A 26879-nucleotide genomic window follows, 5' to 3' on the forward strand; every position below is an offset into this window, starting at 1 on the left:
GGCCGTGATGGCCCCCTTTGTTATCTGTGTGACACGGCCTATTTCGGCTGCTGTTCGGCCCCCGACAGCTCGATCTGCACCTTCATCCCTTCGCTCTTGAGCTGGGTGGCTATGGCGTTGAGATCGGTGCCCGGTTTGGCCTCCAGCAGGGCGATACCGCCACTGCTCTGTTTGAAGCTCAGGCCGTGGCGGCTTGCCAGTTCGGTGGCGCTGGCATCGTCAGCTTCCACCAGCAGGGTGCCGCTGACGGTGAGCTCAGGGCTGGCGGCCCCTTGCATCAACACGTCGCCGCGGCGCAGGGTCTGCTGCGGGGCCTTGCTGTTAAGACTGCGGGCGACCCGCTTCTTGCTGCCGTTGTCGGGAATGAGGTAGGTCTGGCCGTTCACCTCTATGGTGCTGTATTGCTTGCCATCCATGGTGACGGACTCCTCGGCGCAGAGCTGTCCCGAGAGGGGGGCCAGCAGGGTTGCCAGCAGCAAGGTAACAGGTTTGTTCATGGTAATACTCCTAGAGTGTTAGCTGCGGTTGGCATCGTGACCCAGGATCCGCAGGGACCATGAGATCAGCTTGCCCGGTTGGCGATTGTTGCGCTCGGTCAGGGTGGTGCGCTCCCTGGTCTCGCGATTGAGCAGAGAGACCTGACGGGTACCGTTGGCGACGTCGGTTACCTCCAGTCGCCACTGCCCCTCGGCGGCTTCACCGTAGAACTTGTGGGAGAGCATGCGCATGTCCCGCAGCCCTTTGGTGCGCACATATCCCAGTTTTTGCTGATCAAGGGATTGGCCGATCAGGCTGTTGAAGGGGGTCAGCAGTATGCTGCGGGTGCCAGCGGGGGAGACCAGTTCGATCAGCAGGTCGGGCAGGCGCTGATGATCCAGACTCACCATCACCTGAACCGCTTCCACCGTCAATGGTGTCGCGATGCGGGTGGTGGAACTGGTCGGGCTGTTGCCTGCATCCGCAATGGATGCGGCGCTGCCGGTGACGCTGCTCTTCTGCCAGGGCAGTTGCACCAGGGGCGGTAGCGGCTGGTGGCTGGCTGCCAGCGCAAGGGCCTTGTTGACATCGATCAGACCAAAGCCGTAAGTGGGGCTGAACCACATACCCGCGGCATTGCGCTCCCACCCTTCCAGTCCTTTCACGTCGCGTACCTTGCCGGTGCTGCTGGTGTAGCTGACCATCACGGGTTGATGCTTGGCATCGACCCGGGTAGCGCTGCGGGCCAGCAGATCCCGCAGATCCCGCACCGACAGATCCGGGTAGGCAGACATCAGCAGCGCCATGGCGCCGGAGGTGCTGGGGGTGGCGGAAGAGGTGCCGTTCATCACGCCGTTGTAGTCGCAGCTGGCATCCAGTTGCGGATTGCCGTGTAGCCGGTTGGTGCTGGGATCATTGCTGCGGTTGTAGCCCATGTCGCAGCCGGGCAGATCCGTGGTCACCATCGCCGGAGAGTCGGTACCATATTCGCCGCCGGTTGCGCTCAGGAAGACGTTACTGCCGACGCTGGAGTAAGACGATCTGACCCCGTCGGCGTTGAGGGCGCTCACCACCAGGTTCCAGAAGTTGCTGTTGGAGGGGTCGAGGTTGCTGTTTTCAAACGGCAATTTGGGGCCGTTGCCGGTGCGGTTGAGGATATAGCCGCCTGCCGCTATCTTGCTGAAGCCATTGCCGGCGGCCTTGATATAGGCCGCGCCCTGCGCCTTGAGGGTCTGCTGTTCGAACAGGCGATCAAGCTGGGATTGATCCAGATCGTTGGCGGGGCGGGGATCCACCACACTCATGCCGTAGCTCTGGTTGAACACCCGGTTGTCGCGGCTGGCATCGCTGTCGCCAAGGGCGTAGAGCCAATCTTTCTGCAGTTGCTGGCTGTTGTCATCCAGCAGGTTGAACCCCTGCAGCTGGGCTCGCGGGGCGATCCCCTTGGTGCCGATGACGTTGTCCACCGCCGCAATAATGCCGGAGACCGAGGTGCCATGGGCCGTATCTGGATCGGTCGGGGTCGGGTCATCGCTGCCGGTCACCACGTTTTTCGAGCCTGGGCGCACGTTGTCCGCCAGATCCGGGTGGGCGATGGCCAGACCATCATCCACGACCGCGACGTTGATTCCCTGTCCCAATATCCCGGTGCGATGAGCCCACCAGAGGTTGAGATCATTGCCCGCTACCCCGCCACGGGCACTGAACCCATCCTGCCCGCTGTTGAGCAGATACCATTGCTGATCCTGCAGGGGATTGGCACCTGGCAGACAGCGTTCGGTGCTGTTGCGTCCGATATCCACGCCACTCTCCTTGCCGGTGAGCGGCGCACAACCTTCATTTGCCTGAACGAGCGCACTGGGCAGGGTCGACAGCAGTGCTGTGATCGCCAGTGCTAACGATGTTTGCTTCATTATTTTTTAAACTCCATCTTGGATCGCACCATCCTGGGTGCGATGGAAATCTATACACGGGCGATTGAGATTCAAAAAGAGCCTTTTTCAAAAACATCTACGAGCTTCAAAGAAATCTGATCCAGTTTGTGGTAGGTATTCCAATGGCGCTGTTTATGTGTTCTATTGAGAATGGATCTCATTTTTTGTTACTGATCTTTTTGTCTGTAATTCCCCCTTTCGTTACTCTCCTTCGCAGCATCCATCTCGATACGGAGCAATCCCGAGGGCGCGTCGCACACCCTGTAAAGTGAACGGCATGGTTGTATGTGTAGGCGCGAGTGGAGGTATGCGTGGGGGAGTCAGTGCAAGGGCGATGAGGTGGGGTTTGTGCCACCGCTCTATTGCTTGGCGGTGGTGGATGGCTCTGTTATGGTAATTGAATTAGCCGTTTGGATGGCTAGATTACCATGGTGTGAGGTGGGGCTTTGAGACCAACCCCGCCGCAGGCCCATATCTTGATGCGTACCTGACAGGGAGTCCCTATGCCGTTTCGTTCCTTCTTATCTTCTTCTTTCACTGCTTCCTTGCGTGCCACTGCTGGCGCCAGCACCTTCATTGCCGCGATGGCGGTTGGGAGCCTCTCTTTTTCCGCAATTGCCGCCGATGCCCCCTTGCCGACCAAACAGGAGATAGTGATTGGCACCACGGTGGGAGATTTTGCCGACATGGTGACCGACTCCATCAAGCCGCAGCTGGAGGCCAAGGGGTACAAGGTCAAGCTGGTGGAGTTCACCGACTATGTGACTCCCAATATTGCCCTGGCCGATGGATCACTGGATGTGAACTGTTTCCAGCACAAACCCTATCTTGAGAGTTTTGCCAAAGACCGCGGCTTGTCACTGGCACCCATTACCCAGGTGCCAACCGGTCCGATGGGGCTCTATTCCGGTAAGCTGGCGGCACTCGACAAGGTGAAAGAGGGGAGTACGGTGGCCATTCCCAATGATCCCAGCAATCAGGCGCGGGCGCTGCTGATACTGCAGGATCTCGGTTGGCTCACCCTCAAGGAGGGGATCAACCCGCTCAAGGCGAGCGAGTTTGATGTGGTGAACAACCCGCACAATCTCAAGCTGGTGCTGCTGGAGGCCGCGCAACTGCCCCGTTCGCGGGAGGATGTGGACTTCTCGGTGATCAACGGTAATTTCGCCGCCTCCAGTGGCATCCCGTTCAGCGAAGGGCTGTTTCTGGAGCGCAGCTACGACTTCATCAATTGGGTGGTGGTGAAAAGCGCGGATGCGGATCAGCAGTTTGCCAAAGATGTGGCGGCAGCCTACAACTCCCCAGCGTTCAAAGCCTATGCGGCAACCCGTTTCGCCGGGTACAAGTATCCCCAAGGGTGGGGGAGTTAACTCACCTCCCGCAGCAGATGGTTGATTCATATAACGTAAAACGCCCCCGAATTCGGGGGCGTTTTTATGGGGCGTTGCTCTGATCAGGGGTGGCGATAGAAGCGATTGAGCTCGTTCATTACCTGGATCATGGCACCCATATCGGGGGTGCCGTGCTTGATCGGGCGGTAACTGTTGCGCTCCAGCAGCTCGAAGTCACCCTGCTTGTTGAAGTGGGTAATGGTGTCGCCCTGATAGATGGCAAAGTCGTTCTGATCCCCTGCCAGCAGCCAGGGGCGTGGCGCGCTATCAAACAGATTGCGACCAATGCTGTAATCACGCGCCGGATTGCGTACCCCCAGCATCCCCTGCATCAGGGTCGGGGCCAGATCAAGATGGCTACTGGGCTGATCCAGGCTCTGACTGTCACGGCCTGGCCAAGCCAGCACCAGTGGCACCTGCACCTGATAGGGTGAGTAGTTGCTGCCGGCGCCCCAGCTGTTGCTGCGGGTGTCGTTGAACTCCTGACCGTGGTTGGCGGTGATCACGACGATGGTGTTGCTATCCATCCCTTGCGACTGCAATTTTGTCAGCATCTGTTCAAGCAACTGGTCGGTATAGAAGACCGAGTTTTTGTAGCGGTTCTCCAGTTTTTGCAGATTTTCCGCCCGATAGGCAGTCGCCGGATTGAAGTTGGCGAGCTCTGGCTGGAATGGCCCTTTCATCGATGCTGGTAACTGATAATCACCCGGGCTCGAGAGATAGACCAGCGAGAACCAGGGACGCTCTGCTGTGCGTTTTTCTAGCCACAACTGCCAGTCGCTCAGCAGTTGGCCATCGTCGATTTGCTCGGAGACAAATACCTGTTTGCGCAGGCCAGCCAGAATGCTCTTGCGATACTTCTGGGCATCTTCCATCGCGCCAAACAGCCCGAACTGGTAATCCTGGCGTAGCATCTCGTCGAACAGCACCGGCGGACGCTTGTCGCTGCTGATGTCCTTGTAATAGTGACCCGGCAACCCGTAGAACAGGCTGAACATCCCCATCAGGTCATCGTTGCCGCCACTCAAGTGATTGCGAAACGTGATGTGCTGATCCGCATAACGCTGCAAATTGGGCATGTTGATGTTGTTGAGCATGTCAAAGCGCAGGGAGTCGAGTACCACGATCAACAGATTATTGTGGCTGACGGGCGCATTGACGTTGAGCGGGCGTAGCGGGTAGATCATCCGGCTGTCGCTATTTTCGTGCAGGGATGCCGCTTGCTTTTGGTACTGATCCAGATCCAGCCAACCATGTTTGGCCAGGAAGGAGCGGGCCGTCATCGGGTAGGAGAGGGGGAAGTTGGCTCTCTGCATGGTGATGGGCTGATAGAGGGTGGCATCCGCCCAGCTGTTGACCACGTGGGTCAGCATAAAGCAGACCAGCAGGGCCAGCCCTACCTGATTGCCGTACTGGCGGCGCTTGCGCTTGTTGATCTTGCGCCAGACATAGGCCGACAGCAGCAGTTGCAGCAGGAAAATGGTGGGCACGGCGACGAAGATGATGCTCCAGATTGAGCCCTCTTCGGTTTGTGCCTGATCCAGCAGCAACTGCCATACCTGACTATTGAGGTGGAACTTGAACAGCCGGAATACCTGGGTGTCAATCAGCAGCACCACCAGCGCCAGGGTGGCGATGATGGCCGAGATGAACCGCAACGATTTCTCCTTGGGCAGCACGAAGCTGAGCGGAAAGATCGTCAACAGGTAGGTGACAAAACTCAGGAACGAGAAGTGGCCAATCCAGCTTACAACGAGATAGATCACGCCAAGCGTGGTCGATGGCCAGCTGATGGCACCCAGATAGCGGGTAGCGATGAGCATGGCCAGGATAATGTTGAAGAAGGAGAACCAATGCCCCCAGGTGATCAGGCGAGAGACATTATCACGATAGGGGTTACCGGTTTCGACCATAGTGATCCATCTGCGTTGAGAAACGTCAAATCAACAGAGTCGGGGACTCAGTGTGCGTCGTGGCGATTATCGACCGATGCGGTCAGGGCCTGGACAAATTTTTCAGTGATGGCGTGGCGCTGGGCCGGGGCCATACCGTTGATGATATTGGTGGTCAGGTTGCCAAGCACCATCAGGCTGAGATCCACCGGCGCTTTATGTTTTTCCAGCGCGGTGATCAGGTCGTTCATCAGGGCGTCAAACTGCTCGTTCTTGTACTTTGATACGATGGGCATAATCTTCAGTTCATCTCGGTTCAAAGCGCCTTATAATACTTCACCCTTTCGGCTAACACTATGGCTTTGTGACATGAGTCTCGATATCGACAAGATCATTCTTCACTCCTTGCGCCAGGGCGGCGATGGTCAACCCCACGCCGACACTCGCAGTCAGACCCTCCCTGCTGATGAGGCAGTACAGGGGCTGATGGCGGAACTGCATCGTATCTACAACGGCAAGGGGGGCAAGGGCTTTGGCTTCTTTGCTGACCCCGAAACGGCCGTCGCCGAGCTGGCTGACGGTGAAGAGGCTGCCAAGCAGCCTTCACCTGCATTTCGTATCGCCCTTGAGCAACTGCTGGCCGAACAGACGGAATTTGTCCCTTTTTCGATCACTGTGACCCAGATGCTGGTGAAGCAGCTGGTGGAACACGCCCTCGATGAGCAAGGGGTACTGCTGTTTGCCAAATATAACTACGTCGGGGTCGACTATCTGCTGATTGCCCTGCTGGAGGGCAAGGAGAGCGTTACCGTCAGCGAAGCGCTGGAGTTGCGCCATATCCAGTACCTGGATATCGGCAAACTCAATCTGGTGGCCCGCATTGATTTGACCGAATGGAAAACTCAAGCCGATTCGCGCCGCTATATCACCTTCAGCAAGGGGCGTATCGGTCGTAAACTGGGCGACTTCTTTATGGATCTGCTGGGTGCCCGTGAGGGCATGGATGCCAAGGTGCAAAATAAAGGCTTGTTGCAGGCGGTGGAAGATTATTGCGACAGTCAGCAGCTCGAGGCGACCGAGCGCAATGATTACAAAAAACAGGTCTTTAAATATTGCACCGAACAGGCCAGTGCCGGCGAAGAGATCGAAATCAAGGAGCTCTCTGCCGAATTGCCTGGCGACGGCGACCTCGATTTCTACAGCTTTATCGGTCAGGAGTATGAGCTGGAAGAGCGCTTCCCGGCGGACCGTTCTACCCTGCGCGGTCTGACCAAGTTTGTCGGCTCCGGCGGCGGCCTGACCCTGAGCTTTGAGCAGAAGCTGTTGAACAGCCGGGTGTTTTACGATCCCCAGACCGACACCCTGACCATCAAGGGAGTGCCGCCCAATCTCAAGGATCAGCTGCTGCGCCAGTCGTAGTGTGGCTTGTAGTGTGATCAAGTCGTCATTTCCTGCAAAAAGAGACTCCGCCCCGGCGGGGTCTCTTTTTTTATTGCACCGCGGCAGACCCCGAAACTGGCGCGGTACTTTGTTAACAAATCAAACAAAATAAATCACCTGAAAGGGTTTTCATTGAAGTGAAAACCCTTTCATTGCGGTAATAAATTTTCATTTTGGTAATTATATTTCCTTGCTTGTACTGAAATAAGCCAATAATTGGGGCTAATTACCCATTTTAAGAAAATGTTTTCAGAACTTTCTGGAAGGAAATACGTAATTGCATTTCAAAAATGCGAGTTGCGTCATGTGAGCCGTTTGCCGCTTGGGATAATATCCATCTCGCACACAATGCTCTTACAGCGCGGAACTAATACAAGGAAAGGCTCATGAAAAAGAAATTGCTGTCATCCCTGATCGGTCTGGCCACTCTTGGCGTCGCTTGCTCTGCCACTGCCGCCATCGATGAAGGCCAGCTGACCATCTGGATCAACGGTGACAAGGGATACAACGGTCTGGCCGAAGTGGGCAAAAAATTTGAAGCAGAAACCGGCATCAAGGTAACTGTGGCTCACCCGGATCAGGTTGAAGTGAAATTCCAGCAAGCCGCCGCCACTGGCAACGGTCCGGACATCTTCTTCTGGGCTCACGACCGTTACGGTGAGTGGGTCAAAGCCGGTTTGCTGGTTCCGGTTAGTCCGAATGCCGAGACCAAAGGTAAATTTGAACAGCTGGCATGGGATGCCATGACTGTCGATGGCAAAACCTATGGCTACCCGGTTGCCATGGAAGCGGTCAGCCTGATTTATAACAAGGATCTGCTGCCTGAGCCGCCGAAAACCTTCGAAGAGATCGCCAAGATTGACGAGACTCTGAAGAAAAATGGCAAGCGCGCCATCATGTGGGCTTATGACACCCCGTACTTCAGCTATCCGCTGGTGGCTGCCAACGGTGGCTACGCCTTCAAGAAAACCGCGACCGGTTATGACGTCAAAGATACCGGCGTGAACAACGCGGGCGCCAAGATGGGCGTGGGCTATATCTCCGAGATGATCAAGTCAGGTCACCTGGAAAAAGGTATCGACTACGGTGTGATGGACGCCAAGTTCAACAAGGGCGAAGTGGCCATGATGATCAACGGTCCCTGGGCCTGGAGCAACCTGGACAAGAGCGGCATCAAGTATGGCGTAGCGCCGCTGCCGACCCTGAATGGCAAGCCGGCCAAAGCCTTCGTTGGCGTACTGGGTGCCACCATCAACGCCGCCAGCCCGAACAAGGATCTGGCCATCGAGTTCCTGGAAAACTACCTGCTGACCGATGCCGGTCTGGCACCGGTTAACGCCGACAAGCCGCTGGGCGCCGTTGCGCTGAAATCGTTCCAGAAAACCCTGGAATCCGATGCGAACATCAAGGCCACCATGCAAAACGCCCAGGCCGGTGAGCCGATGCCGTCCGTTCCCGAAATGAGCCGTTTCTGGTCTTCCTTCGAAACTGCCCTCAAGAACGTGACCTCCGGTCGTCAGGGTGTTGACGAAGCACTGGATACCGCTGCCAAGCGTATCGTTCAGTAAGCACGCACTACCCGGGAGGCCGCCATGGCCTCCCACTCTCTCAAATCTCTCTTGGCGTTATAAAGGTTAATTGGCATGGAAGTAGTACCTTCTGTTGAGTCCTATGCCGGTCCGAAGGATAAGCACACCTGGCTTAAGTGGACCATAGCGGCCCTGGTCGCCATCCTCAACGGCTACGCTGCCGTGATGATGTACGCCAGTGGCGAGTGGGTATTCGCGCTGCTGGATCTGGTGGTGGTATCCGTCGGTCTGTATGTCTTCATGAACAAGAAGACCTATGCCCATCGCTACATCTTTCCGGGTGTTGCGGGCATGGTTGTATTTATCATCTTTCCTCTCGCCTACACGATTGGTATCGCCTTCACCAACTATTCGGGGGCCAACTTGCTCTCCGTGGAGCAGGCGCGAGATTACCATCTGAAGAAAAGCTACAAGGTGGCGGGCGGTGAATTCGATTTTACCCTGCTGGGTGGCGACAATGGCCAGTTCCAGCTGCTGCTGACTCAGGATGATCACTCCTTTATCAGCCAACCTGTTTCCCTGATGACCAACAAGGCCCGTGAGCTGGCGTCCCGCGAGGGCCGGGTGCAGAACACCCAGCAAGTGGTCGAGCTGCAGCCCTTCACTGGCGAAACCGCCAGCAAGGCCGCGCCGATCCGCGCCATTGTTGAGCATCGTACTCACCTGAGTGACCTGGATCTGGTGCTACCGGATGGCGGAACTCATCTTACCCTGAGCAGCCTGCGCAAGTTTGCCGCCCAGAAGCAGCAGTACACCCGTTTGCTGGATGGCATCAAACTAGAGTCTGGCGTGGTGATCAAAGACAGCAACCTGCTGCGTGACACCCAGAACGGCGAGCTGATGCTGCCTAACGGTGAGACCGGCTTCTATCAATACATTGATCAGCAGGGTGAGTTTGTCGGTAAGGGCGTTGCACCTGGCTTTGTGGTGAGCGTGGGCTGGAAGAACTTCGCGCGCATCGTGAACGATCCGGGCATCCAGTCGCCGTTCCTGCAGATCTTCATCTGGACCGTGATCTTCTCCAGCTGCTCTGTGGCGCTGACACTGGCTATCGGCATGGTGTTGGCCAGTCTGGTGCAGTGGGAATCCCTCAAGGGGCGCGGTTTCTATCGGGTCATGCTGATCCTGCCCTATGCGATTCCGGCGTTTATCTCCATCCTGGTGTTCAAGGGGTTGTTCAACCAGAACTTCGGTGAGATCAACATGTTCCTGGAGGCGGCGTTTGGCATCAAGCCGGACTGGTATACCAATCCCTTCCTGGCCAAGGTGATGATCCTGATCGTCAATACCTGGCTCGGCTATCCCTACATGTTGATCCTCTGCATGGGCTTGCTCAAAGCCATTCCGGAAGATCTCTACGAAGCGTCCGCCATGGACGGTGCCGGTCCGGTGCAGAACTTCTTCAAGATCACCGTGCCGCTGTTGATGAAGCCGCTGACACCGCTGTTGATTGCCTCGTTCGCCTTTAACTTCAACAACTTCGTGCTTATCCAGTTGTTGACCAACGGCGCACCGGACATCATAGGTGCCACCACCCCGGCCGGTACCACCGACTTGCTGGTGAGCTACACCTACCGGATTGCGTTCCAGGGATCGGGCGGTCAGGACTACGGTCTGGCCAGTGCCATCGCTACTGCCATCTTCCTCATCGTCGGTGCGCTGGCGCTGCTCAACCTGAAATTGTCCAAAGCCGACAAGCAACTGTAAGGAGGCGTCAATATGGCAATCGTACAACCCAAATCAGTCAAATACCGGGTGTGGGCAACCCACCTGGTCATGTGGGGCTTTCTGGCGCTGATCATCTTCCCGTTGATCATGGTTATCGCCATTTCACTGCGCAGCGGCAACTTCTCGGTCGGGGAGATCATCCCCACCAATCCGACCCTGGATCACTGGCGCCTTGCCTTGGGCATGACGGTCACCAACGCCGATGGCAGTCTGACGCCGCCGCCGTTCCCGGTGCTGACCTGGCTGTGGAACTCCATCAAGATCGCCGGTATCACGGCCCTGATGATTGTGGTGCTCTCCACCACCTGTGCCTACGCCTTTGCCCGCCTGCGTTTTCGTGGCAAGTCCACCATCTTGCAAGGGATGCTGATTTTCCAGATGTTCCCGGCGGTACTGGCGCTGGTGGCTATCTACGCGCTCTTTAACAAGATTGGTGACTACATCCCCTGGCTGGGTCTCAATACCCACGGTGGCTTGATCCTGGCGTACATGGGCGGTATTGCCCTGCACGTCTGGACCATCAAGGGCTACTTTGAGACCATCGACTCCTCTTTGGAGGAGGCTGCAGCCATCGACGGAGCCACCCCATGGCAGGCATTCCGGCTGATCCTGCTGCCCCTGTCAGTACCCATACTGGCGGTGGTGTTCATTCTGGCCTTTATCGGCACCATCACCGAGGTGCCCATGGCCTCCATCCTGCTGCAGGATGTGAACAATCTGACCCTGGCGGTCGGGGCCCAGCAGTACCTCTATCCGCAGAACTACCTGTGGGGTGATTTTGCTGCGGCAGCCGTGCTCTCCGGCTTCCCCATTACAGTGGTGTTCCTCATGGCGCAACGCTGGTTAGTCGGTGGTCTCACCGCTGGCGGGGTGAAAGGCTAAATGCGCGTGCCGTGAGCGATTGGCTCGCGGCACCCTACGGGTGACATATAAAAGTTAAGGTTTATGGCCGGGGGAGCTGACTCCCCCCGCTATCACGATTTGCAAAGATTCAAGAGCGGAGCTCGTCATGGCTGAAGTAGTACTCAACAACGTTCGCAAAAATTACGATCCGGCTGTTCACAAGGACACCCTGCGCAACATCAACCTCTCCATCAAGGAAGGGGAGTTCATCGTCTTCGTCGGCCCGTCCGGTTGCGGTAAATCCACTCTGCTGCGGATGATCGCCGGTCTGGAAGACATCACCAGCGGTGAGCTGACCATCGGCGGTCGTTACATGAACGACGTACCGCCGGTAGAGCGCAACGTCGGCATGGTGTTCCAGTCCTACGCCCTCTATCCCCACATGAACATCTACGAGAACATGGCCTTTGGCCTCAAGCTCAAGAAGATGGACAAGGAGAACATCCACAAGCGGGTGATGCGTGCCGCCGAGATCCTGGGTCTCGAGCCGCTGCTGGACCGAAAGCCCAAGGCGCTCTCCGGCGGTCAGCGCCAGCGGGTCGCCATCGGTCGCAGCATAGTGCAGCAGCCGCAGGTGTTCCTGTTTGACGAACCGCTCTCCAACCTGGATGCCGCCCTGCGGGTCAAGATGCGGATCGAGATCGCCAAGCTGCACAAAGAGCTCAACTCCACCATCATCTACGTGACCCACGATCAGGTGGAAGCGATGACCCTGGCGGACAAGATAGTGGTACTCAGCCCGCTTAAAGCCGATGCGACCACCAACCTGGAGCAGTTCGGTTCACCGCTGGATCTCTACCACAATCCGGACAACAAGTTCGTGGCGGGCTTTATCGGCTCACCCAAGATGAACTTCCTGACCGGCGAGTTGCTGGAGATTGGCGAGCAGGAGTGCGTGGTCAAGCTGACCTCTGGCGATACCGTGCGTGCCCGGGTCGATGCCCGCAGTGGCGCGGTCGGTGACAAGGTGGAGCTGGGGATCCGTCCCGAGCATCTGTTCCCGCTCACGCACCCCCATGCACATAGCAAGGTGAGCGGCATCGTGCAGGTGGCCGAACACCTTGGCGCCGAGTCTTTTGTCTATATGGATGTGGATGGTCACGACTTTACCGTCAAGGCCACCTCGGATGTGGATGTGGTCACCGGCCAGACCTACAGCGTGGGTATTCCGGCAGAGGCCTGCTACCTGTTTGATGCCAAGGAGCAGGCGTTCCCCCGTACCGCCAAATATATCCGTACCTGATCGTTTTGTTGTGCTGGTTTTCCTAGTATTCAATGCCTTTTTGCCGGTCGTCAGACCGGCTTTTTATTGTCTGATTTTCAGTGCCTGCCGTGCGGTAAAACCGGCAGGGTTCAGGCCTCGAGCTCGGCAGTAATATCGGGTACAAAGGTCTGGCTGGTCAGCGGTGGTCGCTCGTAGCCTTCGGTATGGATGGGCGGTAGCTTGATGGGCTCGTAGTGGATCGCCTGATAGGGCACCTTGCCGAGCAGGTGGGCGATGCAGTTGAGGCGGGCACGGCGCTTATCGTCCGCCTCCACCACAAACCAGGGGCAATCCTCGGTGTCGGTGTAGGTGAACATGTCATCCTTGGCGCGGGAGTATTCGACCCAGCGCGAGCGGGATTGCAAGTCCATCGGGCTGAACTTCCAGCGTTTGATCGGGGTATTAATGCGTTCCTTGAAGCGCTTCTCCTGCTCCTCGTCACTGACCGAGAACCAGTATTTGATCAACGTAATGCCCGAGCGGATCAGCATTCGCTCGAACTCGGGGCAGGCGCGCAGAAACTCGCGATACTCCCCATCGCTGCAAAATCCCATCACCCGCTCGACCCCAGCCCGGTTGTACCAGGAGCGATCAAACAGCACCATCTCGCCAGCGGCAGGCAACTGGGCCGCATAGCGCTGAAAGTACCACTGGGAGCGTTCCCGATCTGACGGCGCGGGCAGTGCACTGATCCGGCAGACCCGGGGGTTGAGGGGCTCGGTGATCGCCTTGATGACGCCCCCTTTACCGGCGGCGTCCCGTCCTTCGAACAGCACCACCACCTTCAGCCCCTCCTGCTTGACCCACTCCTGCAGCTTGACCAGCTCCTCCTGCAGATGGGCGAGGTGGTGCTCGTAGCACTTCTTGTCCAGACGCGGCCGCTTCTTGCTCTTCTCCTTCGCCATGCGCTTCTCCTTTTGGCATCCTTTCAGGGGGTGACTTCTTTGAGTCACTTCCAGCTTGCACCAGGGAGACGCCACTGCCAAGGGGGACGTGATACACTGCCGCCCCATGAACAGTTGGCAACAGAAACAGAAGAAAACATGCGGCAATTATGGCGATTTATCCTGCCGCCTCATCAGCCGCTGGCAATAGAAAAAACATGAAGCCATTTATGGCATTTTGCACTGCCGCCTCATCATCAGCAGCTGGCAACAGGAGATAACATGAAGCATTTTATGGAGATAGCGGGCCGCCGGATGGCCTATCTGGATGAAGGGCAGGGCCCGGTGCTGCTGTTTGGCCACAGTTACCTGTGGGACAGCGCCATGTGGGCGCCGCAAATCGAGGCGCTCAAGGGCAGCTATCGCTGCATCGTGCCCGAGCTGTGGGGCCACGGTGATTCCGACCTGCTCCCCGAAGGTGGCTGCACCCTGGCAACCCTGGCGCGCGATCATCTGGCGCTGCTCGATGCCCTCGGGGTCGATGAGTTCGTGCTGGTGGGCCTCTCCATCGGTGGCATGTGGGGCGTGGAGCTGGCGCGCATGGCACCAGCTCGCCTCAAGGGACTGGTGCTGATGGACAGCTTTGTCGGCCTCGAGCCCCAGATCACCTGCGAGCGCTATCTCGGCATGCTGGCGATGATCGAGCAGCACGGCACTGTGCCGACGCCCATCATCGAACAGGCGGCCCCGATCTTCTTTGCCAACCAGCCCGATGCTACCTTGCTGGCGGATTTCAAGGCGCGCTTGGCCGCCTGGCCTGCCGAGAAGATTGCCGCCATGGTGGCGGTGGGGCGCAGCTTTGTCACCCGTGAGGATCGCATCGAGTGGCTGGAAGAGATCACCGTGCCTGCGCTGGTGATGACTGGTTGCGAGGACAAGGCCCGTCCGGTGCTGGAGGGCTATCTGATGGCCGAGGTGCTGGCTTGCCGGTTTAAAGAGATCCCGGCTGCCGGTCATATCTCGACCCTGGAAAATCCCGCCTTCGTCAATCAGGCGCTGGCCGAGTTTCTGAGCGCGCTGTAAGCCAGACGCAAGGGATGAAAAAGGGATCCAATGGCTCCCTTTTTGCTCTTTTGCTTTAGGTGCTGCGTTGGCCTGCTCAGAGCGGCGCGCCGGTCAGCTGACATGGCGTTACCAGATATAGCCCAGCGCAAAACCGGCATAGAGCTCGCCATCGTGCTGGACGATGGGGCTGTTTTTGATGTCCCGATCATACAATTCGTAGTTCATGGCAAACATGCCAATCCAGTTGGGGCTGAAGCGGTAGCTGGTGATCAGCGCCGCCATCGGAGAGAGGGTGGTGCCGGTATCCCAAGCGGGTCGCTGGGCGTTCGCTTCGCTCCCGGATATGCCGCCGAAGTAGTAGTTGGCCATCTTGTCGCTGCGCAGCATCAGTCCCATGCCCGGCATGATCAGCAGATTGTCGCGCAGGATGGGGAAATCGGCCCACAGCAGCAGCTCCTGCCCCTTGCTGCGGCCGGTGACGTCACTGTTGGCGCGGATGGTCAGCAGAGCATAGGGGGTGACGATATTGCCGCCAATCCCCCCTTCCAGCTGCCACTTGCGTTCCTCCATGCCGCTGAAGGCGGGTGAGTCTTCGGGATCCAGATTGCCAAAACGCACCCGGCCATAGCCATAGAGGGCGACCTTCTCATCCTTGTGGAAGTAGTAGCGTGCCCGATCCCCGAGAAACATGAAGTCGTCGCCGAAGTAGATAAAGCCGGGGATGGCGTAGATGGCGCTGTCCTGTGCCTCATAGCGGGCCTGACCCCCGAGTACGGTGGCGCCCACCACCAGTCCTTGCGGCACCGGACTGGTTGGGCTGTCACTGGCCAGCATATCGACCGAGCCGAGATCGATCTCGGCCTGTGCCGGGGTCACGGTTGCGAGGGTCAGGGCCATCAGCCCGCCAAGGGTGATGCGACGTGAAAGGGTCATAGGCGCTCTCTTGTGGTCAGTGGCTGAATGAGTGGCCGCAGTGGCCGATTATTTGACGGCATGGGTGCTTTCCTCTCGCTTGGGCCAGGCGTTGATCACCGCCTTGACCAGAGTGGCGAGGGGAATGGCGAAGAAGACTCCCCAGAATCCCCACAAGCCGCCAAACACCAGCACGGCGATGATGATGGCCACCGGATGGAGGTTGACCGCCTCGGAGAAGAGTACCGGCACCAACAGGTTGCCGTCGAGGGCCTGGATCACCAGATAGGCCACCATCAGCCAGGCGAACTCGGGGGTGAGCCCCCACTGGAACAGGGCCACCATGGCCACTGGCACCGTCACCACGGCGGCACCGATATAGGGGATCAGCACCGAGAAGCCGACGGCCACCGCCAGCAGCACCGAGTAGCGCAGTCCCATCAGCGCAAAGGGGATATAAGTGGCAATCCCGACGATGAGGATCTCTATCACCTTGCCACGGATGTAGTTGATGATCTGGTTATTCATCTCCACCCAGACCCGGTTGACCAGGGTGCGGTTGCGCGGCAGAAAGCGGCGCAGGCTGCCCATCAGTACCCGCTTGTCTTTGAGCATGAAAAAGACCATCAGCGGCACTAGGATCAGGTAGATCATGATGGCGACCACGTTGACCAGCGAGCTGAGGGAGGCGCTCACCAGATGCTCGCCGCCACTGAGGATGCGCTGGCGGATATTGTCGATGACGGTCTCCACCAGACTGACATCAATCAGTTCGGGGTATTTGTCCGGCAGGGTGCGCACATAATCCTGGGCGTGGGTCAGCATGGCCGGCGCCTCTTTGGCCAGATTAATCCCCTGACTTACCAGCGTCGGAATAAGACCCAGCAAGGAGGCTACCGCCACCGCAATAAAGAGCAGCAGGATGACGCTGGTGGCCAGGGTGCGTGACAGCCCCGCTTTTTGCAGCCGGGCGACCGGCCACTCCAGCAGATAGGCCATCACCAGCGCCACCAGCAGGGGGGCCAACAGATCGCCAAACAGCCAGATGATGGTGAAGCAGAACACCAGCAACAGGAAAAGGGTAACGGCATCGGGATCGGAGAAACGGGTCTGATACCAGCGCTTCAATACTTCTAACATGACTGCATCCTTACATCACTGGGGCTCAAGATGGCTGTTTTGCCCCGACAACCAACTGCAAAGAGAGGGTATTGTCCGCTTCTTGCTGCATCTCGACATAGTGGCCCTGACGCTGCAGATAGACCGGAATATCCTGCCGGGAGCCCGCATCGGCCAACCGGATGGTGACGGTTTGACCGCTTTTGGCATCCTTTAACCAGAGCTTGAGCCGGATCAGCGGCTCGGGGCAACGCCAGGGGGTCAGGTCGAGAACTTCCATAGGGACTCCATCAGGCAGGTGGCCGCTATTATGGCCGTGATAAGAGCGTGAAACAACGCTTGTAGCCCTTGATAGGCAAGGGTATTCTGCCGAGGCCCTTTCTGATGGAGATAGAGATAACGTGGCACGCTTTTCCCCCCTGATGGCATCGCTTCCCCTGCTGGCTTCCCTGATGGGCGCCACGTTTCATGCCGAGGCTAACAACCAGCTTCCCGATATCGGCACGGCCGGGGTCTCGGCCCTGCCTATCGAACAGGAAGTGCGTTACGGCAACGCCTTTATGCGCTTTGCCCGGGCGGGCCTGCCGATCATCGATGATCCTGTGCTCAGCCAATACATCGACGATCTGGGTCAGCGACTGCTGACCAACGCCGATGGAGTGCGTTTCCCGTTTACCTTTTTCCTGATCAACGATCCCAGCATCAACGCGGCCGCCTTCCTCGGCGGACGGGTCAAGGTGCACACCGGCCTGTTCCTCTACGCCGACAGCGAGAGCGAGTTGGCGTCGGTGTTGGCCCACGAAATTACCCACGTGACTCAGCGCCACATTGCCCGCTACATGGAAGCGCAGGCGAGCAGCTCGGCGATAACACTGGCCGGTCTGGTGGGCTCCATCGCGCTGGCGGTGATCAACCCCACCGCCGGTATCGCCGCATTGCAGACCACTCTCGGGTTGTCGATGCAGTCGGCCATCAACTACACCCGCGACAACGAATACGAAGCGGATCGTATCGGCATGAAGACCCTCTATGATGCCGGTTTCGACCCCATGGGGATGGCTAACTTCTTCCAGAAACTGGCTGCCGAATACCGTTACGCCAGCAAACCGCCGGAAATGCTGCTGACTCACCCGCTGCCGGAGACCCGGATCAGCGAGGCCCGCGCCCGTGCCGGCAGCTATGGCCGCCGCGATTTGCCGCCCAGCCTCGACTTCTGGCTGGCCAAGGTGCGTATTCAGGTTCGTTTTGGCACCGATACCCCGCAGGGGTTGCTGAGCTACTTCGATACCCGGATCCAGAAGGGGGATTACCCGCTCAAGGATGCCGCTATTTATGGCAAGGCGCTGGCGCTGATCCAGCTCAAGCGCACCGACGAGGCCGACACCCTGATGCAGGAGCTGGCGGCCCGTCATCCGGAAGATCTCTTTATCGTCGATGCCCTGACCGACATCGATCTGGCCAAGGGACGCAGTGCCCAGGCCATCGCTCGGCTCGAGAAGTTCCGCAGCCGGATGCCGGACAACGAAGTGGTGGTGGTCAACCTTGGCAACGCCTACCTCGAGAGCGGCAACTACAAGAAGTCCATCGCCATCCTCGACCCCTATGCCCGTGCCAATGAAGAGAACAATCTGGCCTGGAACCTGCTGGCTGATGCCTATCGCAAGGCAGGCCGGATGACCGATCTGCATATGGCGCGGGCCGAGATGCTCGCGCTGCGCGGGGATTATCAAGCGGCCATCGACGAGCTGATCGTGGCGCGCGGCACCACCAGCGACCGGATGACTCTGGCTCGTCTGGAGGCGCGGATCACCGAGCTGGAGCGAGCCAAGAAGGATCTCGACAGCCTAAAGGGCTAACGACACCGGGCATTTGCCAAGCAAATAAGGGCGCACTGTTGTGCGCCCTTATTATTTATGGCGGTAACGTTGATGTCGGTGAGGTTGATGCTGGTGAGGTTGATAGAGCGACGGGCTAGTGACTCAGGCTGCTGGCGGTCGCTTTGAGCATCTCGATTTTCGACGGGTCCAGTTCACCGATCAGCGTCTGCTTGAGTTTGCCCTCACTATCGAGCAGATAGCTGGTGGGCAGGGCGCCCGGGTGGGGGAAGGGGAGCTTGGCATCTTCATTGGCGATCAGCAGCGGCACTTTGATCTCGTAGCGGGTTGCCAGCTGGCCCAGCTCTGCCGGGGTGGTCGGGTCGTAGTTGATGGCCACCACGGCGATCTGGCCCTCTGCCGCCAGTCCGTTGAGGCGCGGCATCTCCCGCTGGCAGGGGGCGCACCAGGGGGCGAAGTAGTTGACCAGCAGCGGCTTGCCGGCAAAGTGGCGCAAGCTGACCGGCTGCCCTGTGGCAGCGATAAATTCGGGGGCGGGCGTGCAGGCGCCCAGCAGACCAGCCACAATCAGCCAACAAATTCGTTTCAATTCCTTTCCACTGCCGCTTACCCTGACCATCACTTTCCCCTACAATAGCGCCGTTTCTAGTCCCATCTTGCGATTAATCAGGGAGTTACCATGAGCGAGACCCAAATCTACCACAATCCGCGCTGCTCCAAGAGTCGCGAAACCCTGGCCCTGCTGGAACAGCACGGGATCGCCCCTGATGTGGTGCTCTATCTGGAGCAGGCCCCGAGCGAAGATGAGATCCACACCCTGCTCTCTCTGCTCGGTTTTAACGATCCGCGCCAACTGATGCGCACCAAGGAGGATCTCTACAAGGAGCTGGGATTGGCCGATGTCAGTGGTGATGCCCTCATACGCGCCATGCATCAGCATCCCAAGCTGATCGAGCGTCCCATCGTCATCAAGAATGGTCAGGCCCGCATTGGTCGCCCGCCGGAGCTGGTGCTGGAGATCCTCCAGTGAGTACCCGCTTCGCGCGTTGGCTGACCCTGGTCGGCTTCTTTGGTCTGCTAGGCTGGGTGCTACTGTGGCACTTGTGGCTGTCACCCCACCCGGATCTCAATCCCTGGCTGCTGCCGGTGATCTGGACGGTGCCGCTGTTGTTCCCGCTCAAGGGGATAGTGCAGGGCAGCCCCTACACCCACGCCTGGGGCAACTTCGTGTTGATGCCCTATTTTCTCCATGCACTCACCCTGATCACCACGGATGAGGGGGAGCGGTGGCTGGCGGTGGTGGAGCTGGTCTTCACCACTCTCGCCTTTGTCGGCACCATCTACTACGCCCGACTGCGTGGCCGGGAACTCGGCTTAAGCATTCGCAAGAAGAAAGATGAAGCCAACTGATGGCAAACGCCCCGCGAGGGGCGTTTTTTATGGCGAAGGGGCGCAATCAGCAGGGATTACTCAGCCCTTTGGGCTGCGCGAAAAAGGGCTAGTTGCTGCTCGCTAAACATCATCAGTGCGGGATAGAAGCGCAGAAACCCCTCCTCGCATTTTTGCCACTGCGACTCATCGAGGGTCAGCAGTGCCTCTCCCAGCAGTACCGGGCGGCGCAGTCGGCGGCCGATGCCGTTGAGGGCTTGCCCCAGCCCCTCCCTGTGACGATAGGAGGCGATCCAGTTCTGTTCGGCCATCCGCTTGAGGGGCAATGGCAGTCCGTCCGGCAGATGTTGGTGATCGGCCAATAGCTGGTCATAACTGTGTTGCAAGAAGTGGGGCAGGGGCTTTGCACTGAACTGCTCCCAGTGCTGGCTTAGCCAGTGGTCGTAGATCATATCCACCACTATGCCGCCAAAACGGCGCCAGGGGGCCTCGAAACAGGCGACGGCCGCCTTGTGCTCGGGGTGGCTGTCGGTGAAGCCGTCAATTTTGCGGTGCAGCCAGATCCCCTCATCGAAGTAGGCTGCAAGACCGGTGGGCAGCGGCCCCTTGACGAAATCCCCCAGCAGGTTGCCGGTGAGAGAGCTGCGGGTATGGGCCGCTAAATGGAGATGAGCCAGAAAATTCATGGTGGTTCTGCCTATCTGGGGCGCTTAGATCGCCAGAAAGCCCAGAATAAAAATGGGGCCGAGCAGGCTCAGGATAAAGCCGGAGACAATGGCTACTGGCACCACCTGAATGCCACCGGATTTCTGGATGACCGGCAGAGTGAAGTCGAGGGCGGTGGCGCCGCCGTAACCGATGGCGGCCGAGGGGTGGCGACGCATCAACACCGGGATGATCAGGATGGCGATAAGCTCGCGCCCCAGATCGTTGATAAAGGCGGCTGAGCCCAGTACCGGCCCCAGTTTGTCGGCAACCAGAATGCCCGACAGGGAGTACCAGCCGAAGCTGGAGCTCAGGGCCAACCCGTGGCTCAGGGGCATGCCCAATAGCTGGGCGGCCAGCAGGCTGCCAATCCAGCTGCTGATGATGACGGTGAAGGCGATCTTCATCCCCCACGGATTGAGCAGGATCTGGCGCAGTCGCATGCCGGAGTTGCGCATCTGCACCCCGATGAGAAACAGCAGCAGCATCAGTGCCCACTCGCTCCATTTGTCGATGGGCAGGGCGCGCAGATCCACCAGCAGCCCGAGCAGCACGCCGCCGAGCACCACAAAGCAGAGCTGCAGGGACTCCCACAACAGGTGCAGCTTGCTCGGCATCTTGGCATCGTTCGCCTCGTGGGTCGGCGGCGTGCGCTTGTCGAGCCACCAGAGGGCCAGCAGGTTGCAGAAGGTGATCGCCGCCAGCATCACCCCGGCGACCTTGAAGATCACCGCCAGATTGCTGCCCAGGTTCTCCACATAGGCAAGCCCGAGCCCCATCAGAAACAGGATGAGGTAGACCATCTTGCCCAGACTCTGGTTGACCAGTTTGATCAGCCGGGCAGAGGAGAGGGGAACCAGATAGCCGATTGCCAGTGGCAACAGGATCAGCAACACATTGAGCAACATCGAGGCCTCGATCACAAAAACTGATAAAAATACCACCTTATCATTACTTATTGGCTCTGTGTCACATATCTCTCGCTTTCATGGCCAAAAACAGCCCTTTTTGGGGAGGATTGTTACTTTTTTGCCACAACCCATCTGTTTGTTAAGGTTCTGTGCGAGCCCGAGTGAACCAATGAAATCAAGTTGATCCGATCGGGGGGCTGATATTTCGCTCTGCAAGGGGGTGCATAAAGCCATTTTGGTGCCGGTTTGGCACACATCACGCTTTTCTCTTGCCACTGATATGATTGGGGTATAAAAAGGCGGTATCTGAGCGGCCATTGAAACGGCTGTTTATGCAAACAAAGTGCTGAAAAATACGCAAAGAGCGAATAAAAATAGAGCGAATCCCCTGCAGACCCTCGTTCTGTATTGTTTTTTCACTATCCGGGTGATATTTTCGCTGAAGGTTGCCATCGGTTAACTTTTTGTTAAATGGACGATGGTTGAGTCACGCCCCTGCGGCGTCTAGGGACAGACAAGGTTGTAATGGATGAGCGACGTTGCCGCACTGGAAGTACGTGATCTGCACAAATATTTTGGCACCCACGAAGTGCTCAAGGGCATCGACATGACCGCCCACAAGGGGGATGTGATCTCCCTTATCGGCTCCTCCGGCTCGGGGAAGTCGACCTTTCTTCGCTGTATCAATCTGCTCGAAACCCCCTCATCCGGCACCGTCTCGCTCCATGGCGAGCTGATTGCCATGAAAACCAACCGGGCCGGTGAGCGGCAGCCACAAGACATGCGTCAGGTGGAGCGGATCCGCAGCCGGCTGGCCATGGTGTTTCAAAGTTTCAACCTCTGGTCACACATGACCATCATGCAGAACATCATCGAAGTGCCGATCCAGGTGCTCAAGGTGCCCCGTGCCGAGGCGATCGCCAGAGCCGAGCATCTGCTCAACCGGGTCGGGCTGTGGGAGCGGCGCGACTACTATCCCGGTCACCTTTCCGGTGGTCAGCAGCAGCGGGCGGCTATTGCCCGTGCGCTGGCGGTGGAGCCCGAGGTGATGCTGTTTGACGAACCCACTTCGGCGCTGGATCCCGAGCTGGTGGGGGAGGTGCTCGGCCTGATGCGCGAGTTGGCCGAAGAGGGGCGCACCATGCTGGTGGTGACCCATGAGATGTCGTTTGCCCGTGATGTATCGAACAAGGTGATGTTTCTGCATCAGGGGCGGGTGGAAGAGGAGGGCAACCCCAAGGAGATTTTTGCCCATCCCAAGTCTGAACGGTTCAAGCAATTTATCTCCTCCATCTACTGATGGCGGGATGCCGACTTATCCAATCAACTGTTTTATCAAGGAGAGATACATGAACAAGCTGATGCTGGCGACAGCCGTAGTCACTGCCCTCGCGTCCGGTAGCCTGATGGCCAAGGAGTGGAAAGAGGTGCGGATCGGGGTTGAGGGTGCCTATCCCCCCTTCTCCTGGACCGAGCCCAGTGGTGAGGTGAAAGGCTTCGATATCGACATCGCCAACGCCCTGTGCGAAGAGATGAAGGTGAAGTGCACCCTGATCAAACAGGATTGGGACGGCATCATTCCGGCGCTGCTGTCGCGCAAGTTTGACGCCATCATCGCCACCATGGACATCACCGCCGAGCGCAAGAAGAAGGTGGACTTCTCCCAGAAGTACCAGCACATTCCGGCCCGTTTCGCCGCCAAGAAGGGCACTGACGTGCAGCTCGACAAAGCCTTTATGGAAGGCAAGTCTGTCGCGGTGCAGCGTGCGACCTCCATGGATACCTTTATTACTGACAACTTCCCTAACGCCAGCATCAAGCGTTACGGCACTGCCGATGAAGCTTATCTCGATCTGAAATCCGGTCGTGTGGACTATGTGCTGGCTGACTCTGCCGCCATCACCGACGGCTTGCTGAAGAAAGAGGGCGGTGAGGCCTTCGAATTCGTCGGCCCGAAACTGACCGATCCCAAATGGTTTGGCGAGGGTGCCGGTATTGCGGTGCGCAAGGCTGACAAGGATCTGAAAGAGAAATTCAACGCCGCCATTCTGGCGCTGCGTGCCAACGGCAAGTACAAGGAAATCAACGACAAGTACTTCGAGTTCGACGTTTACGGCGAGTAAAGGCAGTGCCCTCTCCCTTTGGGAGAGGGCAGGGTGAGGGGACTTGTGACGTTTTGCTCAACGACAAGTAACAGGCCGTTCGGCTCACCTCGTCAGTCGTCATCGGGCCCGTTCTCTCCGTGTGGAGCGATGGGCCCTATTAATTGCAATGGAGCTGCATCTGGCTGTGTTGAAAGATGTGGGTTCTCTTGTTGTTCAGAGGCATCAGCCCACTCGATAAGTTGCAATGGAGCTGCATATGTTTGATTTGAAAGGATACGAAGCCTCGCTGTTGGAGGGCGCCTGGGTCACCCTGGAAGTGGCGCTGGCCTCCCTGCTGCTGGCGTTGCTGCTGGGGATGCTGGGGGCGCTGGCCAAACTCTCTCCCTATAAATGGGCCCGGGCCATCGCCACCGGCTACACCACCATCATTCGCGGTATCCCCGATCTGGTGCTGATGATGCTGCTCTTCTTTGGCGGCCAGGTGCTGATCAACGGCATCTGCAGCTGGGTCAACGAGACTTACAACAGCTGGTTGCTGGAGAGCAATCCCAATCAGGAGTGGGTCTCCCTGCTCCCCGACTATATCGATATCAGCCCCTTTGTGGCCGGGGTGGCGACCATCGGCTTTATCTTTGGTGCCTACATGACCGAGACCTTTCGCGGCGCCATTCTGGCGGTGGACAAGGGCGAGCTGGAGGCTGCCCGTGCCTTTGGCATGCGGGCAACCCAGGTGTTTGTGCGGATCCTCTTCCCCCAGATGATGCGCCACGCCCTGCCGGGGTTTGGCAACAACTGGCTGGTGCTGCTGAAAACCACCGCGCTGGTCTCCATCATCGGCCTTGATGACATGGTGCGCAAAGCCTCCTTGGCGGCGGGATCGACCCAGCAGCCCTTCACCTTCTACATGGCGGTGGCGCTGATCTTCCTGATCTTCACTGCAGTCTCCACCTCGGCGCTCAAGTGGGCCGAGCGTCATTACGCCATCAAGACGAGGTAAGCCATGTCGTACTCAATGCGGTCATCCGTTTACTGTGATCGTCGCGGTGCCAGTGCCGAGCGTCACTACATCACGATAAAGACGAGGTAAGCCATGGATTTCTCAATCATTCTCCAAGAGTGGCCCACCTATTGGGAGGGGCTCTATACCACCGTCTGGCTGGTGGCGGTCTCGCTGATCCTTGGGCTGATGCTGGCGGTGCCCATGGGCATCCTGCGCAATAGTCGCAACTGGCTGATCAAGGGGCCGATCTGGGCCTATATCTACTTCTTTCGTGGCACCCCGCTGCTGGTGCAGCTCTTTATCATCTACTACGGCGCCGCCCAGTGGGAGTGGCTGAAGAACAGTGCAGCCTGGTCGCTGTTTGCGGAGGCGTGGTTCTGCGCCCTGCTGGCCTTTACCCTCAACACCGGCGCCTACACTGCCGAGATTGTGCGCGGGGCGGTACAGAATATGCCGCGCGGCCAGATTGAGGCGGCCAACGCCTTTGGCATGAGCCGCTGGCAGACCCTGACCCGGATCATTTTGCCCAACTCGTTTCGCCGGGCACTGCCGGCTTACAGCAACGAGGTGATCTTTATGCTGCAAGGGTCGGCGGTGGCAGGCATCATCACCATCGTTGATTTGACCGGCGCGGCGCGGATCATCAACTCCCGCTACTACAGTCCGTTCGAGGCATTTTTGACTGCCGGGCTGCTCTATATGCTGCTTACCTTTGTTATCGTCTGGCTGTTCAAGAAGTGGGAAGCGCGCTGGCACGCTCACCTGCGCCCGCGCAATGTGTAAGGGTTGATCTGCCAAGATGACCGAAAATGGCCCCGCCTGTTGCAGGTGGGGCCATTTTTCATCTTCTTCGGCTTTTTTCATCTTCTTCGGCTGTCCGCCCGGTTTGCCAAATGGCAGCCGAGCAGGGAGAATGCAGCACTCCCGAGCGCAGCCAGCCGTTGGCTGCGTGCCTTATCCCCCAGTTCCCGAGGTTTTATGTACCGGATATTGTTTGAGCATCCCGCTTTCCTGGTTATCGACAAGCAGCCCGGCATCGGCATGCACGACGAGAAGGGCGACGGGGAGGCGGTCAATCCGGGGCTGGTCAATCGGGTGAAGGCCGATACGGGGCTCACCCTCTATCCGGTGCACCGGCTGGACAAGATGACCTCCGGGCTGGTGCTGCTGGCCCGCACCACAGAAGCGAATCGCGAGCTGAGCATGGCTTTTGCGGCCCGCGAGGTGAGCAAGCAGTATCTGGCGCTCTCCGATTGCAAACCCAAGAAGAAGCAGGGTTGGGTGAAGGGGGATATGCAAAAGGGGCGCGGCGGCAGCTGGATGCTGGCGCGCACGCTGGAAAACCCCGCCATCAGCTGGTTCGATTCTGTCTCGGTGCGCGAGGGGCTGCGGCTCTACCGCATCAAGCCGCAGACCGGCAAGACCCACCAGATCCGGGTTGCCCTCAAAAGTATCGGCGCGCCCATTCTGGGGGATGAGCGCTATGGCGGCACGCCAGCCGAGCGGGGCTATCTGCACGCCTGGCGGCTCAGCTTCACCCTGGCGGGGGAGCCGTTCGATTTTATCTGCCCGCCCGATGTGGGGAGTGAATTTGTCACCCCCGAGCTCACTGCCGCCATCGCTACCCTTGCGCCCTGATGCTTATGCGCACTGAGCCTGATGCCATGATCCATTCATCGATAGCGCGTGAGCCTGATGGGGGCACTCCGCGCTGGATCCTGGCCGACTTTGACGACACTCTGGCTCCCGGCGACAGCCACGCCGGTCTGCTGCGCTATCTTCTGCGCCGCCGGATCTGGCCGCTGCTGCTGTTGCCGGTGATTGCGCTGGGTGGGTTGGTCTATCTTGTTCCCAGCCAGCGGCGGCGCGGTATCTCCCTTATCTGGTGGGCCATCACCTTTGGGCTCTCCCCTTTGGGGTGGCGCAAGCTGGTGCGTGACTATTGCCGCACCAGGCCGGGGTTGTTTCGTCAGGCTCGCGATCTGCTGCAAAGCGAGGGCGCGCGCTGCTGGGTGATCTCCGCCAGCCCCTGCGCGCTGGTGCGAGCACAACTTTATCAGCAACTGCCCGGCCAGCTGCCCCACCGGATCATTGGCTCGCGGATGCACTACCGGTTCGGCGGCCTGATGCCGCGCTTCTATTGCCAGGGTCAGCACAAGCTGCTGCCGGAGATCTGCGCCCTCAATGCCGAGCTGGCCCTGAGCGACAGTCTGCACGATCTGCCGCTGCTGGCGTTGGGGAAAGAGGCATGGTTGATCAATCCCACCCCGGAGCGATTGCAAAAAGCCCGGGCCCGCTTGCCCCAGCTGATGGTCAAGAATTGGCAGCTGTAAGGC

General features: G+C 58.4%; 27 protein-coding genes. 16 read left to right on the forward strand and 11 right to left on the reverse strand.

What is annotated here, in order from left to right; all coding sequences use genetic code 11:
* Positions 1 to 38 precede the first annotated feature (38 nt).
* Both BN1135_RS14520 and asp read right to left on the reverse strand, forming a co-directional pair.
* A complete protein-coding gene (locus tag BN1135_RS14520; RefSeq protein ID WP_042022280.1) occupies positions 39 to 497 on the reverse strand; it encodes a serine protease chaperone in 459 nt (152 codons plus the stop codon).
* An 18-nt stretch (positions 498 to 515) separates the two neighbouring features.
* The gene (gene asp, locus BN1135_RS14525) at positions 516 to 2390 is read right to left on the reverse strand and encodes a serine protease Asp (RefSeq protein WP_042022281.1); all 1875 of its coding nucleotides are present in this window, start codon (positions 2388 to 2390) and stop codon (positions 516 to 518) included.
* 605 nt (positions 2391 to 2995) lie between these two features.
* Here asp and BN1135_RS14530 point away from each other — a divergent pair.
* Positions 2996 to 3781 (forward strand): MetQ/NlpA family ABC transporter substrate-binding protein, encoded by a 786-nt coding sequence (locus tag BN1135_RS14530; RefSeq protein WP_042022519.1) that lies wholly within the window; start codon positions 2996 to 2998, stop codon positions 3779 to 3781.
* Between the two features lie 83 nt (positions 3782 to 3864).
* On the opposite strand, the gene BN1135_RS14535 is transcribed toward BN1135_RS14530, so the two are convergent.
* Together BN1135_RS14535 and BN1135_RS14540 are read right to left on the reverse strand one after the other, a co-directional pair.
* Positions 3865 to 5715 carry a DUF3413 domain-containing protein gene (locus tag BN1135_RS14535; protein ID WP_042022282.1) on the reverse strand — a complete coding sequence of 617 codons (1851 nt, stop codon included), beginning with the start codon at positions 5713 to 5715 and terminating at the stop codon, positions 3865 to 3867.
* 47 nt (positions 5716 to 5762) lie between these two features.
* Positions 5763 to 5990 carry a YejL family protein gene (locus BN1135_RS14540; protein WP_042022283.1) on the reverse strand — a complete coding sequence of 76 codons (228 nt, stop codon included), beginning with the start codon at positions 5988 to 5990 and terminating at the stop codon, positions 5763 to 5765.
* 73 nt (positions 5991 to 6063) lie between these two features.
* Here BN1135_RS14540 and yejK point away from each other — a divergent pair, with 73 nt between their 5' ends.
* The 5 genes from yejK (at position 6064) to BN1135_RS14565 (ending at position 12597) form a co-directional block, all read left to right on the forward strand.
* The gene (gene yejK, locus BN1135_RS14545; protein ID WP_042022284.1) at positions 6064 to 7113 is read left to right on the forward strand and encodes a nucleoid-associated protein YejK; all 1050 of its coding nucleotides are present in this window, start codon (positions 6064 to 6066) and stop codon (positions 7111 to 7113) included.
* A gap of 407 nt (positions 7114 to 7520) precedes the next feature.
* Positions 7521 to 8702: a maltose/maltodextrin ABC transporter substrate-binding protein MalE gene (malE, locus tag BN1135_RS14550; RefSeq protein ID WP_042022285.1), complete on the forward strand. Its 1182-nt coding sequence runs from the start codon at positions 7521 to 7523 to the stop codon at positions 8700 to 8702.
* 75 nt (positions 8703 to 8777) lie between these two features.
* Entirely contained in the window at positions 8778 to 10430 is a 1653-nt protein-coding gene (gene malF, locus BN1135_RS14555) for a maltose ABC transporter permease MalF (protein WP_042022287.1), read from the forward strand.
* A gap of 12 nt (positions 10431 to 10442) precedes the next feature.
* Positions 10443 to 11333 carry a maltose ABC transporter permease MalG gene (gene malG / locus BN1135_RS14560; RefSeq protein ID WP_042022290.1) on the forward strand — a complete coding sequence of 297 codons (891 nt, stop codon included), beginning with the start codon at positions 10443 to 10445 and terminating at the stop codon, positions 11331 to 11333.
* 127 nt (positions 11334 to 11460) lie between these two features.
* On the forward strand, positions 11461 to 12597 hold the full coding sequence (locus tag BN1135_RS14565) for an ABC transporter ATP-binding protein (protein ID WP_042022293.1): 1137 nt from the start codon (positions 11461 to 11463) through the stop codon (positions 12595 to 12597).
* Between the two features lie 110 nt (positions 12598 to 12707).
* Here BN1135_RS14565 and ppk2 read toward each other — a convergent pair whose 3' ends face one another.
* The gene (gene ppk2 / locus BN1135_RS14570) at positions 12708 to 13523 is read right to left on the reverse strand and encodes a polyphosphate kinase 2 (protein WP_042022296.1); all 816 of its coding nucleotides are present in this window, start codon (positions 13521 to 13523) and stop codon (positions 12708 to 12710) included.
* Positions 13524 to 13784: 261 nt separating this feature from the next.
* On the opposite strand from ppk2, the gene BN1135_RS14575 reads away from it, so the two are divergent.
* The gene (locus tag BN1135_RS14575) at positions 13785 to 14585 is read left to right on the forward strand and encodes an alpha/beta fold hydrolase (RefSeq protein ID WP_042022299.1); all 801 of its coding nucleotides are present in this window, start codon (positions 13785 to 13787) and stop codon (positions 14583 to 14585) included.
* A gap of 108 nt (positions 14586 to 14693) precedes the next feature.
* On the opposite strand, the gene BN1135_RS14580 is transcribed toward BN1135_RS14575, so the two are convergent.
* The 3 genes from BN1135_RS14580 to BN1135_RS14590 are packed head-to-tail and all read right to left on the reverse strand — an operon-like array spanning position 14694 to position 16878.
* A complete protein-coding gene (locus BN1135_RS14580) occupies positions 14694 to 15500 on the reverse strand; it encodes a MipA/OmpV family protein (RefSeq protein ID WP_042022301.1) in 807 nt (268 codons plus the stop codon).
* A 48-nt stretch (positions 15501 to 15548) separates the two neighbouring features.
* Positions 15549 to 16619, reverse strand: coding sequence for an AI-2E family transporter (locus BN1135_RS14585; RefSeq protein WP_042022302.1), 1071 nt, complete (start codon positions 16617 to 16619; stop codon positions 15549 to 15551).
* A 25-nt stretch (positions 16620 to 16644) separates the two neighbouring features.
* The gene (locus BN1135_RS14590) at positions 16645 to 16878 is read right to left on the reverse strand and encodes a sulfurtransferase TusA family protein (RefSeq protein ID WP_042022304.1); all 234 of its coding nucleotides are present in this window, start codon (positions 16876 to 16878) and stop codon (positions 16645 to 16647) included.
* A 121-nt stretch (positions 16879 to 16999) separates the two neighbouring features.
* Here BN1135_RS14590 and bepA point away from each other — a divergent pair, with 121 nt between their 5' ends.
* Positions 17000 to 18454, forward strand: coding sequence for a beta-barrel assembly-enhancing protease (bepA, locus tag BN1135_RS14595; RefSeq protein ID WP_367888846.1), 1455 nt, complete (start codon positions 17000 to 17002; stop codon positions 18452 to 18454).
* Positions 18455 to 18569: 115 nt separating this feature from the next.
* On the opposite strand, the gene BN1135_RS14600 is transcribed toward bepA, so the two are convergent.
* A complete protein-coding gene (locus tag BN1135_RS14600; protein WP_042022311.1) occupies positions 18570 to 19052 on the reverse strand; it encodes a TlpA family protein disulfide reductase in 483 nt (160 codons plus the stop codon).
* Between the two features lie 60 nt (positions 19053 to 19112).
* Here BN1135_RS14600 and arsC point away from each other — a divergent pair, with 60 nt between their 5' ends.
* Both arsC and BN1135_RS14610 read left to right on the forward strand, forming a co-directional pair.
* Entirely contained in the window at positions 19113 to 19463 is a 351-nt protein-coding gene (arsC, locus tag BN1135_RS14605; protein WP_042022313.1) for an arsenate reductase (glutaredoxin), read from the forward strand.
* On the forward strand, positions 19460 to 19843 hold the full coding sequence (locus BN1135_RS14610) for a DUF2069 domain-containing protein (protein ID WP_042022314.1): 384 nt from the start codon (positions 19460 to 19462) through the stop codon (positions 19841 to 19843). Before arsC ends, BN1135_RS14610 begins: the two co-directional genes overlap by 4 nt.
* Positions 19844 to 19899: 56 nt before the next feature.
* On the opposite strand, the gene BN1135_RS14615 is transcribed toward BN1135_RS14610, so the two are convergent.
* Together BN1135_RS14615 and BN1135_RS14620 are read right to left on the reverse strand one after the other, a co-directional pair.
* Positions 19900 to 20508, reverse strand: a complete 609-nt coding sequence (locus BN1135_RS14615) for an acyl carrier protein phosphodiesterase (RefSeq protein ID WP_042022316.1) — start codon at positions 20506 to 20508, stop codon at positions 19900 to 19902.
* Between the two features lie 24 nt (positions 20509 to 20532).
* Positions 20533 to 21435 (reverse strand): LysO family transporter, encoded by a 903-nt coding sequence (locus BN1135_RS14620; protein WP_042022318.1) that lies wholly within the window; start codon positions 21433 to 21435, stop codon positions 20533 to 20535.
* Positions 21436 to 21967: 532 nt separating this feature from the next.
* Here BN1135_RS14620 and BN1135_RS14625 point away from each other — a divergent pair.
* The 6 genes from BN1135_RS14625 (at position 21968) to BN1135_RS14650 (ending at position 26876) form a co-directional block, all read left to right on the forward strand.
* Positions 21968 to 22738, forward strand: coding sequence for an ABC transporter ATP-binding protein (locus tag BN1135_RS14625; RefSeq protein WP_033138423.1), 771 nt, complete (start codon positions 21968 to 21970; stop codon positions 22736 to 22738).
* A gap of 49 nt (positions 22739 to 22787) precedes the next feature.
* Entirely contained in the window at positions 22788 to 23561 is a 774-nt protein-coding gene (locus BN1135_RS14630; RefSeq protein WP_042022320.1) for an ABC transporter substrate-binding protein, read from the forward strand.
* A gap of 238 nt (positions 23562 to 23799) precedes the next feature.
* Positions 23800 to 24540, forward strand: a complete 741-nt coding sequence (locus BN1135_RS14635; protein WP_042022322.1) for an ABC transporter permease — start codon at positions 23800 to 23802, stop codon at positions 24538 to 24540.
* A 93-nt stretch (positions 24541 to 24633) separates the two neighbouring features.
* Positions 24634 to 25326: an ABC transporter permease gene (locus BN1135_RS14640; RefSeq protein WP_042022324.1), complete on the forward strand. Its 693-nt coding sequence runs from the start codon at positions 24634 to 24636 to the stop codon at positions 25324 to 25326.
* Positions 25327 to 25521: 195 nt separating this feature from the next.
* A complete protein-coding gene (locus BN1135_RS14645; protein ID WP_042022521.1) occupies positions 25522 to 26181 on the forward strand; it encodes a TIGR01621 family pseudouridine synthase in 660 nt (219 codons plus the stop codon).
* Positions 26182 to 26207: 26 nt separating this feature from the next.
* Positions 26208 to 26876 carry a haloacid dehalogenase-like hydrolase gene (locus BN1135_RS14650; protein ID WP_042022522.1) on the forward strand — a complete coding sequence of 223 codons (669 nt, stop codon included), beginning with the start codon at positions 26208 to 26210 and terminating at the stop codon, positions 26874 to 26876.
* Positions 26877 to 26879: the final 3 nt, after the last annotated feature.

Origin of the sequence: Aeromonas sobria (assembly GCF_000820145.1) — a bacterium.
GTDB lineage: Bacteria > Pseudomonadota > Gammaproteobacteria > Enterobacterales > Aeromonadaceae > Aeromonas > Aeromonas sobria.